This is a genomic window from Tardiphaga sp. 619_E2_N8_4 (genome assembly GCF_051810905.1).
Lineage (GTDB): Bacteria > Pseudomonadota > Alphaproteobacteria > Rhizobiales > Xanthobacteraceae > Tardiphaga > Tardiphaga robiniae.
This window is the reverse complement of record NZ_JBPWQJ010000001.1, coordinates 3895022-3911388: the sequence shown is the minus strand read 5'-3', so window position 1 is coordinate 3911388 and position 16367 is coordinate 3895022. Positions and strand designations below refer to the sequence as shown.

The window sequence follows — 16367 nt, the reverse complement described above, 5'->3', positions numbered from 1 at the left end:
TAACGCTACTCTGCTCGCGAAACAGGCTGGGCTACGACGAATGGCGATGATCAATCGCAGGCAGATACTGACAACGGTATTGGGCGCGGCAAGTGCCGTGGCGGTCGCGCGTCACGCCTCGGCGCAAGGCGCCGTGAGCCGCATGACCGCCTATGGCTTCGCGTTTCCCGGCCTCAAGGGTGGCGACATCAAACTTGCCGACTATGCCGGCCGCCCGATCATGGTGGTCAACACCGCCTCGCAATGCGGCTTCACCCCGCAATATGCCGGGCTTCAGACACTGTGGACCGAATTCCGCGAGCGCGGCTTGATGATCGTCGGCGTGCCCTCCAATGACTTCGGTGGACAGGAGCCGGGGGGCGCCAAGGAGATCGCCGAGATTACCGAGGGACATTTCGGTATCGGCTTCCCGATGGCCGCCAAGACAGTCGTGAAGGGACCGAACGCACACCCGTTCTACAAATGGGCGGCAGAGACACGGCCGCGCGACCTGCCGCGGTGGAACTTTCACAAATATCTGGTCGGACGCGATGGCTACCTCATCGACTCCTTTGCATCCGAATTCGAACCGACCGACACACGCATCAAGACCGCCGTCGGACGCGCCCTAACCGCGGCTTGAGCGGTTCAATATCGAAGCCAGGCGCTGACTGGGGAGCTGACTGGGGATAAGGTCCGTTGCCATAGCGGGACCGCCTGAAATCGCGCTAGAATTGCGATCACGACCATCTGGATCAGCCCGACCACCTCGCTGACGACGCTGGTCGCAGGTCAAGGGGGACGTGATGCGCAGTGCGGCAGGTCTGATTTTTGCGAGCGCTATTTCATTGTGGGCAGCAGGCGCACAGGCGCAGGCACCCAAAGCCGGAGCCCCAGCGCCCGCCCCCGCGGCAACGCCCGCGCCGCCACCGGCGCCCGCGGCTGCACCTGCTCCCGCCAAATCGACCTGCGCCAATCCCGATGCGCTCGGCGTCAGCCGTGTGGTCGAGATCGACACGACGGGCGGTCCGGGCTTCGGCTTCGAACATTTCAAGCAGCTCGACTTCCTGCGCGACAAGGAAGTGGTGCTGACCTTCGATGATGGTCCATGGCAGACCACAACGCCGACTGTGTTGAAGACGCTCGCCGACGAATGCGTCAAGGCGGTGTTCTTCCCGATCGGCAAGCACGCCACCTATTATCCGGAGGTGCTCAAGCAGGTCGCTGCGGCCGGCCATACCGTCGGCGGACACACCTGGGCTCATATCGCGCTGACCAACAAGAAACTGACCCAGCAGCAGCGCATCGATGAAATCGAGAAAGGCTTCAGCGCGGTGAAGTGGGCACTCGGCTCAGCCCCCGCACCGTTCTTCCGCGCTCCGGCGCTGCAGCACCCGCCGGAAATCGTGACCTATCTCGGCACGCGCAACATGGCGATCTTCTCCTGTGACATCGACTCGTTCGACTTCAAGACGCGCAAGTCCGAACAGGTCATCACCAATGTGATGACCAAGCTCGACAAGCTCGGCAAGGGTATCATCCTGATGCACGACTTCCAGAAGCATACCGCCGAAGCGCTGCCGACCCTGCTGCGCAAGCTCAAGGCCGGTGGCTACAAGGTCGTGCATATGCGTGCCAAAGCGCCCGTGCAGACCATCGCGTCCTATGATGAAGCGATCGTCAAGGACGCCAAACTGCCGACGGTCAGCAGCCGTCCTGTGAACAGCGTCGTCCAGACGATCTCGGAATAATGAGGACGCGTCGACGCCCCTGATGCCCGCATTTCGTTTTAACGGCTACGTCATCGTCTCGGCGGACGGCATGCTCGCCGACGCCAGTGGCGTGATGCCCGATACCCTCAAATTTCCCGGCGACCTCGCCTTTTTCACCGCAGGTCTCGACCGTGCCGACCTGATCGTGCACGGCAGGCATTCGTTCGAGGATCAGCCGAACTCACCGAAGCGCAAGCGCATCATCGTCAGCCGCAGCATCGCTGCCCTAGGCCCCGATCCCGAAAACAACAAAGCCACGCTGTGGAATCCGGCCGGCGCATCTTTCGAAGACGCTTGCGCACATGCTGGCGTTCATGCCGGCACCGTCGCCGTCATCGGCGGCCCCAGCGTATTCGAGATGTTCTTTGATCGCATCGACGTGTTTTGGCTGTCGCAGGCGCCGCATGTCCGTCTGCCCGGCGGCGAGGGATGCTTCCCCGGCGTCCCCGAACGATCACCGCAGGACATTCTCTCCAGTCACGGCCTACAAGCGAGCGAGGTCCAGCTCCTCGACGCCGCGCGTGAAGTCGCAGTAACGGCCTGGCGGCGGGTGTCCTGAACGACAACTACACTTCGTTGTAGCCGCCCGGCAGCCGCGCGCTGCGGCCGATACCGGCGATCATGAAGAGGCCGCCGATCAGCGACAGGTTCTTCAGCGCGTGGATCATCTGGTTCTTGGCCTCAGGGCCTGTCAGGTTCCAGAAGTCGTGGAAGTAGAACGTTGCGGCCATCACGAACAGCACCAGCACCAGGGCGAAGAAGCGCGCGCCCAGATTCAGCGCGACGAGAATACCGCCGACCAGTTCCAGTGTTGCAATGGCGATTGCGAGAATCTGCTTCAGTTCCATGCCCGCCAGCCCTTCGAGCTGCGTCGCATAGGGCGTCACGACTGCGGGGATCGTCGGGATAACCTTGTTCGCGATTGCATCCGCAGTTGCGCTGAGGTCGAGAAACTTGGATGCGCCGGACGCAATGAAGATCACGGCAAAGAGAATGCGCCCGAAAGTAATAAACGCTGGCATTTGTCGGCCTCGCTGGACTGCAATGAATACTTGTCGAAATACGTGACGAGTATGATCATTCCATCACATTTTTCAAACGAACAAATGGATGACCTCGTTGGCGTCATCCATTTGTCGCGATGTCTTTCAGATCGGCGAACTATCCAAAAGCGCAATAGCCGGGCAGCATCCAGCCAGCGCGAGGCTGACTGAACGCGCTAGCCGAACAGGCTCGCCTGCGGACGCCCAGCCCGCTCCTGCGCCTCAACGGCGGCCACCGCCGTCATGTTGAGGATACCACGCGCTGTCACCCCCGGCGTCAGGATATGCGCCGGACGCGCCGGGCCGATCAAGATCGGGCCGACCGGGAGCGCATCCGCCAGCGTCTTGATCATCTGATAAGCGACATTGGCGGCATCGAGCGTCGGCATGATGAGGACATTCGCCGAGCCTTCGAGTTTCGAATGCGGCAGCACGATCTTGCGGGCCGCTTCCGACAGCGCGGTGTCGCCCTGCATTTCGCCATCGGACTCGATTTCCGGATGCTTCTCACGCAGCAATGCTGCGGCGCGGCGCATCTTGCGCGAAGAGTCCGTATCGTAACTGCCAAAGTCAGAATGCGACACGAAAGCGATCTTCGGCTTCATGGCGAAGCGCTGCACGTGGTTGGCAGCGAGCGCCGCGATTTCCGCGAGTTCTTCCGCGCTCGGATTCGGACGCACCTGCGTATCGGCGATGAAGTGCGCACCCTTGCTGGTGATCATCAGCGACAGCGCTGCAAAATCGCTGACGCCCGGCAGGAAGCCGATGATCTCACGCACATGGCGCAGATGGCTCATGTAGCGGCCTTCGACGCCGCAGATCATTGCATCCGCCTCGCCGCGGATCACGGCGAGCGCGGCGATCACCGTCGCATTGGTGCGGACGACCGTGCGCGCCGCATCCGGCGTCACGCCGCGACGGCCGGCCACGTCGATATAGGACTGCACGTAAGAGCGATAACGCGGATCGTCCTCGGGATTGATCAGGTCGAAATCCTGGCCGGCCTGGATCGCCAGACCAAACCGCTTGATGCGGGCTTCGACGACCGACGGACGGCCAACGAGGATCGGACGCGCCAGCTTCTCTTCCAGCACCACCTGCACGGCGCGCAGCACGCGCTCGTCTTCGCCTTCGGCATAGATCACGCGCACCGGCTGGGTCTTTGCCTTCGCGAAGACCGGCTTCATCACCAGACCGGAGCGGAATGCGAAACGCTCGAGACCTGCGGTGTATTCCTCGAAATTGGCGATCGGGCGCGAGGCCACGCCCGATTCCATCGCCGCCTTGGCGACGGCCGGCGCGATGCGCAGGATCAGGCGTGGATCGAACGGGCTCGGGATCAGCGACCCCGGACCGAAGCCCTGGGTCTCGTTGTCGAAGCCGGCGGTCACAGCATCCGACGGCGGGTCTTGCGCAAGCTGCGCGATGGCATCGACGGCGGCGATCTTCATCGCCTCATTGATGGCCGTCGCCCCGCAATCGAGTGCGCCGCGGAAGATGAACGGGAAACAAAGGACGTTGTTGACCTGGTTCGGAAAGTCCGACCGGCCGGTGCAGATCATCGCATCCGGGCGCGCCTTGCGCGCTTCGTCCGGCATGATCTCCGGCGTCGGATTGGCTAGCGCCATCACCAGCGGCTTGTCTGCCATCGCCTTGACCATCTCGGGCTTCAGCACGCCCGGAGCGGAGACGCCCAAGAAAATATCGGCGCCGGCGATGACATCGCCCAGCACGCGCGCATCGGTCTTCTGCGCATAGACCGCCTTCCAGCGATCCATCAGGGTGTTGCGGCCCTCATGCACGACACCGTCGATATCGCAGACCCAGATGTTTTTCTTCTGCGCGCCCAGCGACACCAGAAGATTGAGACAGGCGATCGCCGCAGCGCCAGCACCCGAGCAGACGATCTTGACGTTCTTGATGTTCTTGCCGTTGAGCAGCAGCGCATTCTTGATTGCGGCGCCGACGATGATGGCGGTGCCATGCTGATCGTCGTGAAACACCGGGATCTTCATGCGCTCTTTAAGCTGCGCCTCGATCTCGAAACATTCCGGACCCTTGATGTCCTCAAGGTTGATACCACCGAAGGTCGGCTCCAGCGCCGAGACGACCTCGACCACGCGCTCGATGGTGTCGGCGGCGATTTCGATGTCGAACACGTCGATGCCGGCGAATTTCTTGAAGAGGACCGCCTTGCCTTCCATCACCGGCTTCGAGGCCAGCGGACCGATATTGCCGAGACCAAGCACGGCCGTGCCGTTGGAGACGACAGCCACGAGATTGGCGCGCGAGGTCAGCGACGCCGCTTCATTGGGGTCGGCAGCAATCGCGAGACACGGCGCCGCCACGCCCGGCGAATAGGCCAGCGCCAGATCGCGCTGGTTGGCAAGCGGCTTGGTAGCCTGGATTTCGAGCTTACCCGGCTTGGGAAGGCGGTGATAGGCAAGCGCCGCGCGCGAGAGATCGTCAGAAGATGAAGAAGACATGCGTGCTCCCGCGCGTCATAAAACAAAAGTTAGGTAGAAGGGCGTTTCTTCTTGTTGGTTTGCCGGACTACTTGTCCTGCAGATTGAGACGGATATGCGCTTCACGCAACTGCTTCGGCGAAGCCTCTGACGGCGCGCCCATCAACAAATCTTCAGCACGCTGGTTCATCGGGAAGAGCGAGATCTCGCGCAGGTTGTTCGTACCGCAGAGCAGCATCACGATACGATCGACGCCTGCCGCCATACCGCCATGAGGCGGTGCGCCGTACTGGAAGGCGCGATACATGCCGCCAAAGCGCTCGACCACCGTCTCCTCGCCATAGCCGGCGATCTCGAATGCCTTCACCATGGCTTCTGGCTTGTGATTACGGATGCCGCCCGACGCGATCTCGTAGCCGTTGCAGGTGATGTCGTACTGGAAGGCCTTGATGGTCAGCGGATCCTGCCCGACCAGCGCATCCATGCCACCCTGCGGCATCGAGAACGGGTTGTGCGAGAAGTCGACCTTCTTGTCGTCCTCGTTGTACTCGTACATCGGGAAATCGACGATCCAGGCCAGCGCAAAGCGCTCCTTGTCGATCAGGTTCAGCTCTTCGCCGACCTTGGTGCGTGCGAGACCGGCGAACTTGTAGAATTTCTCGGGATCGCCCGCGACGAAGAACGCGGCATCGCCGGCCTTCAGGCCGAGCTGCTGACGGATCGCTTCGGTACGCTCCGGTCCGATGTTGTTGGCGAGCGGGCCTGCACCCTCACCGCCCTCGCGCCACATGATGTAACCGAGGCCCGGCTGGCCTTCGCCCTGCGCCCAGGAATTCATGCGGTCGCAAAATGCACGGCTGCCGCCGCCGGGACCGGGGATCGCCCAGACCTGATTCTTGTCGTCTTCGAGCATGCGCGCGAACACCTTGAAGCCGGAGCCGCGGAAGTGCTCTGCCGTGTTCTGCATCTCGATCGGGTTGCGCAGGTCCGGCTTGTCGGTGCCGTATTTGCGGAGCGACTCCGCGTAAGGGATCTTCGGCCAGTCCTTGTTGACCGGCTTGCCCTTGGCGAACTCCTCGAACACGCCGGTGATGACCGGCTGCACCGCCGCGAACACGTCTTCCTGTTCGACAAAGCTCATTTCGAGATCGAGCTGGTAGAACTCGCCCGGCAGACGATCGGCGCGCGGATCCTCGTCGCGGAAACATGGCGCGATCTGGAAGTAGCGGTCGAAGCCCGACATCATCAGCAGCTGCTTGTACTGCTGCGGTGCCTGCGGCAGCGCGTAGAACTTGCCGGGATGGATGCGCGACGGCACCAGGAAGTCGCGCGCGCCTTCCGGCGACGACGCGGTGAGGATGGGCGTCTGGAATTCGAAGAAGCCCTGCTCCTTCATCCGCTTGCGCATCGAGTCGACGATGGCGCCGCGGGTCATGATGTTCTGGTGCAGCTTCTCGCGACGCAGGTCGAGGAAGCGATATTTCAGCCGGATGTCTTCCGGATAGTCCTGATCGCCGAACACCGGCAGCGGCAATTCGGCCGCAGGGCCGAGCACCTCGATGGCATCGATATAGATCTCGACATCGCCGGTGGGCAGTTCGGCATTCTCGGTGCCGCCGGGACGACGACGCACCTTGCCGTCGATCTTCACGACCCATTCCGAACGCAGCGTCTCGGCGACCTTGAATGCCGGCGAGTCCGGGTCGGCGACACATTGGGTCAGGCCGTAATGGTCGCGCAGATCGATGAAGAGCACGCCGCCATGGTCGCGGATACGATGGCACCACCCCGACAGGCGAACGGTCTGGTCGATATGGCTGTCGCGGAGCGCGCCGCAGGTGTGAGACCGGTAGCGATGCATGGGTATCCTGGAAATACGTCAGAGGGCGGAATCGGGATCGCGATCAAGCGCGAAGCGCAGGGTTTACCCGACCGCATCCGACGCGGCAACCAAAGCTCGGCGATCAGATCGCCCGAATTTGCGGGCCGCGACTGCATCACCGGAGGCCTCCGACCGATGAATTTCGGACGACCATTTCCAAATGCAATCGAGCGATCGGAAAACCTCCCGCAACGCGGGAACTACATGATTGCACACGCAATAACCATCTACCTCGGGTCAAGCACCATCGGCACCGGATACGTCACGTCGGTATTTCAGCACCAGATTCAACTACTTAAAGCGGTATTTGTGTCAAAATTTACTGAACGTTGACGACCACCATTCACTGTCTTGCCGTGAACCCCAGCCCGTTTTGAAGGCAGGTGATTCAACTGGAACTTGCTGCTTCTTGCCCTGCCGCAACCCAAGGCAGCCGCCATTTCGGCTGACCGGCGTCGCAGCCTTAGAACCGCCGAGGAATATGTTCGTGCTCGCCAGATATTCGATCAGTACCAAGCTGTTTGTCATTGTTGCTTTTCTTTTCGTCGTGATCGCGGGCATCGGCACCCTCGCCTTCATGCAGATGCGAGCCATCAACGCAGCGACCCAGGATATCCAGACGCAATGGCTCCCGAGCGTCCGCTGGATCGGTGAGATGCGCGTTCAGTCGGCGCGGTATCGCGCTGTGCTGCGCGACCACCTGATCGTGGCCGATGCCGACCGTCCGGATGTCGACAAGAACCTCGCCGCCCGCAAGTCTGACTTCGACAAGGCCGCGAAGGCCTACGCCCCGCTGGTATCGTCGCCAGCCGAACGCGAACTGGCCGATAAGCTTGACGCGGAATGGAAGGCCTTCATCGCCGCCGGCAACGACGTCCAGGCCCTCGCCAACAAGGGCGACGTGGCGGCAGCCAAAGAGATCAACGCCAAGAAGGTCGTTCCGACCGGCCGCGCCATGGACGGCACATTGGCCAAGCTCGTCGAGTTGAACGACAAGGGCGCCGAAGTGGCCGGCAGCAATGCCAACGCAACCTATGCCAACGCCATCTGGATGATGGTCATCATCCTCGGCGCCTCGGTCGTGCTCGGCCTCGGCGCTGCCATGTATCTGGTGCGCGACATCTCCGGCGGCATCGCCTCGATCCTGAAGCCGATGGGCCAGCTGACCGATGGTCAGTTGGAGGCCGTCATTCCTCATCAGGGCGAAAGCACCGAGATCGGCCGTATCGCCAGCGCGTTGCAGATCTTCAAGGACGCCCTCATCGCCAAGCGTGTCGCGGATCAGGCTGCCGGTGCCGAGGCCGCCATCAAGGCCGCCCGTGCGGAAACCATCACCAAGGCGACCAGCAACTTCGAGTCGATGATCAGCGAGCTGGTTGGTTCGCTTTCATCCGCCTCGACCGAACTCGAAGCCTCTGCCACCACGCTGACCCGCACGTCGGATATCACCATGACGCTGTCGGGCTCTGCAGCGTCTGCATCGCATACGGTGTCGAGCAACGTTCAGTCGGTGGCCGCGGCAACGGAAGAAATCACCTCGTCCGTGAATGAAATCGGCCGCCAGGTTCATGAATCGAACCGTATCGCTTCGACCGCCGTGCTGCAGGCCGAGAAGACCAATGAAAGCATTGTCAAACTCACGCAGGCCACTGCACGCATCGATGACGTCGTGAAGCTCATCACCGCCGTTGCCGAACAGACCAACCTGCTGGCGCTCAACGCCACCATCGAGGCCGCGCGCGCCGGTGACGCCGGCCGCGGTTTCGCTGTTGTCGCCGCCGAGGTGAAGGCGCTGGCGTCGCAGACCGCCAAGGCCACTGACGAAATCAGCATGCAGATCGCCGGCATGCAGGCGGCCAGTGCCGAGACGATCGAGACCATCAAGGAGATCGGCTCGACCATCACGCTGATTTCCGAAGTCTCGTCGGCTATCGCAGCGGCGGTCGAGGAACAGGGCGCAGCGACACAGGAAATCGCGCGCAATGTCCAGCAGTCGGCCCAGCTCAGCACCCAGGTCGCCAGCGAGGTCACCGAGGTCAATCGCGGCGCCAGCGAGACTGGCTCCGCATCGACCCAGGTGCTGGCCGCAGCGCAGTCGCTGTCGCTCGAAAGCAATCGCCTGAAGGATGAAGTCGACCGGTTCCTCGACACGGTTCGCGCCGCCTGAGACCGCTTTCAGCGGTTGCCTAACACGTCGTGGCCCCCCATCTTGGGGCCATGACAGTCCACTTCCCGTTCGACAACAGCTATGCCGCCCTGCCCGCGAATTTCTTCGCCCGCGTTGCACCGACGCCGGTGACAGCGCCGAGGCTGATTAAGCTGAACCGCGCGCTGGCCGACCAACTCCGCATCGATCCTGACTGGCTGGCCAGTCCCGAAGGCGTCGAGGTCCTCGCCGGCAAACGCGTGCCCGATGGCGCCGATCCCCTCGCGATGGCCTATGCCGGACATCAGTTCGGACATTTCGTGGCGCAGCTCGGCGACGGGCGCGCGATCCTGCTCGGCGAGGTCATTGACCGCGACGGCGTGCGCCGCGACATCCAGCTCAAGGGTTCCGGTCCGACACCCTTCTCGCGCCGCGGCGATGGCCGTGCTGCGCTTGGTCCAGTGATCCGGGAATATATCGTCAGCGAAGCCATGGCGGCCCTGGGCATTCCCACAACGCGCTCCCTTGCTGCCGTCCTCACAGGCGAACGGGTTCAGCGTGAGACGATGCTGCCGGGTGCGGTGCTGACGCGCGTCGCCTCAAGCCACATCCGCGTCGGCACCTTCCAGTTTTTTGCCGCGCGCGAGGATATCGCCGGAGTGAAACAACTCGCCGATCATGTGATCGCCCGGCACTATCCCGACGCAGCCGAAGCCGAACATCCGGTTCGCGCGCTGCTCGATGCGGTGATCCGCCGTCAGGCCGAACTTGTCGCACGCTGGCTACATGTCGGCTTCATCCATGGTGTGATGAACACCGACAACTGCTCGGTATCCGGCGAGACCATCGATTACGGCCCCTGCGCCTTCATGGACGCCTACGATCCCGCGACGGTATACAGCTCGATCGACGAGATGGGCCGCTACGCTTATGCGAACCAGCCGCGCATCGCGCTGTGGAATCTCACGCGCTTCGCCGAGACGCTGCTGCCGCTGATCGACAGCGACGAGAAGACCGCCATCGAGATTGCGCAGGCCGCATTGGGCGAATTCTCCGATATTTTCGACACGGCCTATCAGGCCGGTCTCCGCCGAAAGCTCGGGCTGTTCACCAGCCAGCCGGACGATGCCGCATTGGCGCAGGATCTGCTGACCGCCATGACCGCCAATCAGGCCGATTTCACCCTGACCTTCCGCCGCCTCGGCGCCGCCGCGGTTGACGCAGACAGCGACGAAGCCGTCCGCGGGCTGTTCATCGATCCGACGGCGTTTGACGCCTGGGCCGTGAACTGGCGGGCACGACTCGGCCGGGAGTCGCAGGACGCCGGTACCCGCCATCAGGCCATGCAGACGATCAATCCAGCCTTCATCCCCCGCAATCATCGCGTCGAGGCGGTGATCCAGGCGGCGCTGGCCGACGACTACGTGCCGTTCGAGAAATTGCTGGCCGTGCTGGCGAAACCCTATGAAGATCAACCGGAGATGGCGGATTACGCCGAGCCGCCGGAGCCGGATCAGCGCGTACTGAAGACCTTCTGCGGCACCTAAACACCCTCATTCTATCGGAGCAGACCTCCAATCTGCCCGAAACACCTTGACTCAACAGGTTTTTCGGCCGAACGCCTTGGCAAAAGCGTTATGGACCGTCCATGGAACTGATCACGACCACTGCCCAGCTGACCGCCGCCTGCGAGCGACTTGCCAAGCACCCCGTCATTACGGTCGATACGGAATTCCTCCGCGAGACCACTTATTACCCGCTGCTCTGCGTGGTCCAGATGGCCAGCGCGGAAGACGCGGTGGTGATCGACACGCTTGCCGAGGGCATCGACCTCACGTCGTTCTTCGACCTGATGGCCAACGAGGCCGTGCTGAAGGTCTTCCATGCCGCGCGGCAGGACATCGAAATCATCGTGCACCGCGCCGGCGTGGTGCCGCATCCGATCTTCGACACCCAGGTCGCAGCCATGGTGCTCGGCTACGGCGACAGCATTGCCTATGACCAACTCGTCGAACGCGTCACCGGCCACCGCCCCGACAAGACCCACCGCTTTACCGATTGGTCGCGCCGTCCGCTGACCGAAGAGCAGTTGCACTACGCCGTCTCCGACGTCACCCATCTGCGCGACGTGTTCGCCAAGCTCGATGCCGATCTGAAGAAGCGCGACCGCAGCGACTGGGTCAGCGAGGAAATGGAAATTCTCACCTCGCCAAAGACCTATGATTTCCATCCCGAGCGCGCCTGGGAACGGCTGAAGACCCGCGTCCGCAAGCCGAAAGAGCTCGCGGTGCTGATGGAAGTCGCTGCCTGGCGCGAACAGGAAGCACAGAGCCGCGATGTACCGCGCTCGCGCGTGCTGAAGGACGATGCCGTCGGCGATATCGCGACCCACGCGCCGACCTCACTGGAGAAGCTTGCCAATCTGCGTTCGCTGCCGAAGGGTTTTGATCGCTCCAAGTGGGGCAGCGACATTGTCGCCGCCGTCCAGCGTGGCATCGCCCGCGACCCCAACACATTGCCGAAGATCGAGAAGCCGCGCGGCAATTCAAATGGCGCGGCCACCGTCGAACTGCTGAAGGTGTTGCTGCGCATGACCTCTGAGCGTCACGCCGTCGCCAGCAAGGTCATCGCCACCGTCGACGATCTGGAGCAGATCGCCACCGACGACAATGCCGATGTCGGCGCCCTGCACGGCTGGCGGCGTGAGTTGTTCGGCGAGGCCGCCCTGGCGCTCAAGCATGGCCGCCTTGCATTGGCGATGGAAAAAGGCCGGGTGATCCGGGTGGATCGTGCGTAGGCTGCGTCGTCCAAGGTAGCGTTCTAATTGCCTGCCGCAAACAGCAGGACGGGGCGTACCAGACCTCGCCCTGCGAGACGCAATGACGATCGCTTTACGCCGCCGATCTGTTCTTGATGGCTCCGACGATTGCCGTCAGCACCGCACCCGCGACACCGCCTCCGGCCACCTGACCGATCAGCGAACCGATATCGGTGGTCGCCGATGCGTTTGAAAGCATAGGAATCAGCATTCCGAGAATTTGACCGCCAACGCCGCCACCTATTGCACCTGCGATCGTGTTGCCGATTGTACCAAGATCGACAGACTTCGATGCACCGCCGGCAACATTTCCGCCAATCGCGCCGCCAATCAGTTGAACGATAAGGTTGATCAGAAGGGCTGACATTTCGACTCTCCCGGTCCGGAAATCGTATGTACTTGCCGCGTGGACCAAAACGGCCGCACCGGAAAATAGTATACGCACGGAAACCGAGAGTCACGCCGCGGTGCAATCAGTAGTGTCATTCAGAATGAGCGACGGCGGCTATCGCCTGACGATCGTCCCGGACTTCCCCACTAATCGTGCGAGCTGCTTGAAGCGGCTGCCGACGCGGTCGGCGACGAGATCGACCATGCGATGCTCGAAGACGAGCATCATCTTGCGATCCTTGGTGGCGAAATGCGTGGCGGGCAGCACGCCCGGCCGCGCCGCCGAAATGAGATGCGCGACCCTGAACAACGCGCCGAGCAAACGGGCGCGTTCGACCTGTGCCGGCGAGACAAGCGCACGGACCAGATCCGGGGGCTCGTTCTCGGCGCCGAATCCTGCGTAGCGGTAGTACACACAGAGCGCGAGGAATGCGCGACCGTGATGATCGACCGAGCCGAAATTGCCGTTCGTGATCAAACTGAGCGTCTGCTCGCCGCGATGATCCGGATGGACCCGCCAGCCGATATCGGACAACAGACACGCCACCCGGCGTAGCCGACGATCCTCGTCGGTTTCTTTGAGCTTGGCGACACGGGCGAACCGATCACTCCAGTCGCTCAGCTCCTGCGCGTGGCGGGCCGAACGCGACAGCAACTCGTTCATGGTCTGCGCGGCGCCGACCAGACCATCTTGCATGCGCTGCGCTTGCGGCAGCATTTCGTACAGCAAGCCTTCACGGACGCCATAGGTCGAGAACACGATAGTCTTCGGCTTGGCGGTGCGAATGACATATTCGAGCACGAGCGCCGCGTAGACCAGCAGCGGCTGGCGCTGTTCGGCTATGGCTTCGATGTTGGCAAGAATGTTGGCTGTTGCGAGCCGGCGCAAGCGGCGCACGAAATCGAGCGCTTCGGTGGCCGGGATCGAATAGCCATGCATCACACGTAGCGGATAGCCGCTCTGGATGATGTGCAGCCGCGCCAATGCACGCCAGGTGCCGCCGACCGCATAGAAATTGCGACCTACGCCCGCCTTGAGCTGCGCGACGTCAGCCAGCGCCAGCCTGACGATGCGCTCCGCCTTCTTTGGTGATTTCTGTGAGGCATCCTGCAATGCGAGACTGCCGAGCGGCAGCGTCACGCCCTGCCGGACCGCATTGCCTTTGACATCGATCAGTTCGAGCGAGCCGCCCCCGAGATCGCCAACCAGGCCATCCGGCTTGTGCACGCCCGAAATCACGCCCAGCGCTGAGAGCTTCGCTTCGCGCGGCCCCGATATGATCTGGATCTCGCAGCCGCAGATTTTCTCGGCTGCTGTGATAAAGGCAGGTCCATTGCTCGCATCGCGCGCCGCAGCGGTCGCGATGGCGTAGACGCGACCGACCTTCATGACCCTGCACAGCGCACGGAAGCGCCGCAGCGCCGTCAGCGCCTTATCGACAGCGTCCTTGGCCAGCAACCCGGTGCTCTGCACTTCGCGGCCGAGACCGCACAGCGCCTTTTCATTGAAGAGCGTGACAAGGCTTCGCGTCAGCGACTCGTAGACAACGAGACGCACCGAGTTGGAGCCAATATCGATGACGGCGACGCTGGTCGCGCGTTGATTGGCACGCGCTACCACGTTGCTGGTTCCTTACGAGGATTGGTGACGCTCCGAACGGCGGGTGAGCCGGCGCGGGGATGATTTCTCAAGCGACTTTCCACGGCCAGACAGACTCGGATTCGTCATGAAGTAATTGTGCACATTGAAGGGTTCCTCGCCCTTCGCTGCCTTCATACGCGTTGACGACCCGTCCGGCAACAATTGCCAGCTCTGTTCCGTATCCTTGAGATTGGCCACCATGATCTGCTCGAGCACCTGGGTATGCACGGTGGGGTTCTGCAGCGGACACAGAACCTCGACGCGGCGATCCAGATTGCGCGGCATCATGTCAGCCGACGATATGTATATTGCCGCCTTCGGGCTCGGCAGGCCATTGCCCATACCGAAGCAATAGATTCGACCATGTTCAAGGAAGCGGCCGATGATTGACTTGACGCGAATGTTTTCGGACAGGCCGGGCACGCCCGGCCGCAAGCAGCAGATGCCACGCACGATCAGTTCAACGGATACACCGGCATTCGACGCCTCATAGAGCGCATCGATGATTTCCGGATCGACCAGCGAATTCATCTTGAGCCAGATCGCACCCGGCTTGCCGCTGCGGGCGAATGCCGCTTCACCGCGGATGTGTTCGAGCATGCGCCCGCGCAAGGTCAGCGGCGATACGGCCATCTTCTCGATGTCGCTCGGCTCGGCATAACCAGTGATATAGTTGAACACGCGTGCGGCATCGCGACCGATGATCGGGTCGGATGTGAAATATGACAGATCGGTGTAGATGCGCGCGGTGACCGGATGATAGTTGCCGGTGCCGGTGTGCACATAGGTCGTGAGCGAGCCGCCCTCGCGGCGCACCACCAGCGACAGCTTGGCGTGGGTCTTCAATTCCAGGAAGCCATAGACCACTTGGACACCGGCGCGTTCGAGATCGCGAGCCCAGCGGATATTGGCCTCTTCATCAAACCGCGCACGCAGTTCGACGAGCGCCGTTACCGACTTACCGGCCTCAGCGGCCTCCACCAGCGTGCGGACAATCGGCGAATTGTTGGAGGTGCGATACAGAGTCTGCTTGATCGCCACCACATCCGGATCGCGCGCGGCCTGCTGCAGGAACTGCACGACGACGTCGAAGGACTCATAGGGATGATGGACAATCAGGTCCTTCTGACGGATCGCGGCAAAGATGTCGCCGCCATGATCGCGGACACGTTCCGGGTGACGTGGCACATAGGGCACGAATTCGAGATCGGGCCGATCGAGCCGTGTGAGTTGCGAGACCTCGTTCATGGCGAGAATGCCGTCGACCAGCAGGATTTCGTCATCCGAGGTCGCCAGCGCGCGCTGCACGAAGGCACGGAGTTCTGCCGGCATGCCGGCTTCGATTTCGAGGCGGATCACCGACCCTCTGCGGCGACGCTTCAGCGCAGTCTCGAACAGCCGGACCAGATCCTCGGCCTCTTCTTCGACTTCAAGTTCACTGTCGCGGATGATGCGGAAGGCACCCTGCCCCTGAACAGTGTAGCCCGGGAATAGACGCGCGATGAACAGGCCAGTGGCCTGTTCCAGCGTGATAAGGCGGACCGCGCCGTCCTTGCCGGGGGTCGGCAGGCGGATGAAGCGATCGATCTTGCCGGGCATGCGGATCAGCGCGTTCATCGTCTTGCCGTCGGACACCCGCGACAGATGCAGCGCGATGGTGAAGCCCAGACTCGGAATGAACGGGAACGGATGCGCCGGATCGATCGCCAGCGGCGTCAGCAGCGGGAAAATGTTGTGGAGGAAGTGGTCCTCGATCCAGGTCCGGTCGGCCTTGCTGACCTCCTTGCCGTCGAGCAGCACGATTCCGACATCGGCCAGCATGCCGCGCTGGTCGCGCCAGATCGCCTGCTGGTCGCTGCCGAGCTTGGAGACCGCGCTGTTGATCAGCACCAGTTGCTCGGCCGGGGTCAGGCCGTCCGGGCTGCGCTCGCTGATTCCCTCGCGGACCTGCGCCTTGATGCCGGCGACGCGGACCATGAAGAATTCATCAAGGTTGTTTGCGGAAATCGACAGGAAGCGGACGCGCTCCAGCGCCGGATGGCCCGGATTGACGGACTCCTCAAGGACGCGGCGATTGAAATGCAGCCAGGACAGCTCGCGATTGATGAAGCGCTCGGGACCCGACGCGACCACCTCTGCCGGCTTCGCTTCGCCCTTTTTCTCTTCAATAACAATCTCTTCTGCGGAGTCCATGAGGCAGCAATCCATCCAGTTCAAGCAGCGCTATAGT

The 16367-nt window shown here is 62.2% G+C and carries 13 protein-coding genes; 7 read left to right on the top strand and 6 right to left on the bottom strand.

Going from position 1 to position 16367, the window contains the following annotated elements:
• Nucleotides 1–46 precede the first annotated feature (46 nt).
• The 3 genes from AB8A23_RS18750 (at nt 47) to AB8A23_RS18740 (ending at nt 2310) form a co-directional block, all read left to right on the top strand.
• Nucleotides 47–622: a glutathione peroxidase gene (locus AB8A23_RS18750; RefSeq protein WP_439060499.1), complete on the top strand. Its 576-nt coding sequence runs from the start codon at nt 47–49 to the stop codon at nt 620–622.
• 163 nt (nt 623–785) lie between these two features.
• On the top strand, nt 786–1730 hold the full coding sequence (locus AB8A23_RS18745; RefSeq protein ID WP_439058591.1) for a polysaccharide deacetylase family protein: 945 nt from the start codon (nt 786–788) through the stop codon (nt 1728–1730).
• A gap of 22 nt (nt 1731–1752) precedes the next feature.
• The gene (locus AB8A23_RS18740; protein ID WP_439058592.1) at nt 1753–2310 is read left to right on the top strand and encodes a dihydrofolate reductase family protein; all 558 of its coding nucleotides are present in this window, start codon (nt 1753–1755) and stop codon (nt 2308–2310) included.
• Nucleotides 2311–2317: 7 nt separating this feature from the next.
• Here the strand turns inward: AB8A23_RS18740 and AB8A23_RS18735 are convergent, their stop codons facing one another.
• From AB8A23_RS18735 to aspS, 3 genes are all read right to left on the bottom strand, one after another.
• A complete protein-coding gene (locus AB8A23_RS18735; protein WP_439058593.1) occupies nt 2318–2773 on the bottom strand; it encodes a DoxX family protein in 456 nt (151 codons plus the stop codon).
• A 197-nt stretch (nt 2774–2970) separates the two neighbouring features.
• Nucleotides 2971–5280 (bottom strand): NADP-dependent malic enzyme, encoded by a 2310-nt coding sequence (locus AB8A23_RS18730; protein WP_089263974.1) that lies wholly within the window; start codon nt 5278–5280, stop codon nt 2971–2973.
• Between the two features lie 67 nt (nt 5281–5347).
• Nucleotides 5348–7072: an aspartate--tRNA ligase gene (gene aspS / locus AB8A23_RS18725; protein ID WP_439060500.1), complete on the bottom strand. Its 1725-nt coding sequence runs from the start codon at nt 7070–7072 to the stop codon at nt 5348–5350.
• Here aspS and AB8A23_RS18720 point away from each other — a divergent pair.
• The 4 genes from AB8A23_RS18720 (at nt 6989) to rnd (ending at nt 12084) form a co-directional block, all read left to right on the top strand.
• Nucleotides 6989–7474: a hypothetical protein gene (locus AB8A23_RS18720; RefSeq protein WP_439060589.1), complete on the top strand. Its 486-nt coding sequence runs from the start codon at nt 6989–6991 to the stop codon at nt 7472–7474. The two genes, aspS and AB8A23_RS18720, sit on opposite strands and share 84 nt — an antisense overlap.
• Before the next feature lie 154 nt (nt 7475–7628).
• On the top strand, nt 7629–9308 hold the full coding sequence (locus AB8A23_RS18715; RefSeq protein WP_439058594.1) for a methyl-accepting chemotaxis protein: 1680 nt from the start codon (nt 7629–7631) through the stop codon (nt 9306–9308).
• A gap of 50 nt (nt 9309–9358) precedes the next feature.
• On the top strand, nt 9359–10834 hold the full coding sequence (locus tag AB8A23_RS18710; protein WP_439058595.1) for a protein adenylyltransferase SelO: 1476 nt from the start codon (nt 9359–9361) through the stop codon (nt 10832–10834).
• 101 nt (nt 10835–10935) lie between these two features.
• Nucleotides 10936–12084, top strand: a complete 1149-nt coding sequence (gene rnd / locus AB8A23_RS18705) for a ribonuclease D (RefSeq protein WP_184517371.1) — start codon at nt 10936–10938, stop codon at nt 12082–12084.
• 94 nt (nt 12085–12178) lie between these two features.
• Here rnd and AB8A23_RS18700 read toward each other — a convergent pair whose 3' ends face one another.
• From AB8A23_RS18700 to AB8A23_RS18690, 3 genes are all read right to left on the bottom strand, one after another.
• Nucleotides 12179–12472 (bottom strand): hypothetical protein, encoded by a 294-nt coding sequence (locus AB8A23_RS18700; RefSeq protein WP_089263970.1) that lies wholly within the window; start codon nt 12470–12472, stop codon nt 12179–12181.
• A gap of 138 nt (nt 12473–12610) precedes the next feature.
• On the bottom strand, nt 12611–14116 hold the full coding sequence (ppx, locus tag AB8A23_RS18695) for an exopolyphosphatase (protein ID WP_089263969.1): 1506 nt from the start codon (nt 14114–14116) through the stop codon (nt 12611–12613).
• Between the two features lie 12 nt (nt 14117–14128).
• Nucleotides 14129–16330 (bottom strand): RNA degradosome polyphosphate kinase, encoded by a 2202-nt coding sequence (locus AB8A23_RS18690; protein WP_320444374.1) that lies wholly within the window; start codon nt 16328–16330, stop codon nt 14129–14131.
• Between the last annotated feature and the right edge of the window lie 37 nt (nt 16331–16367).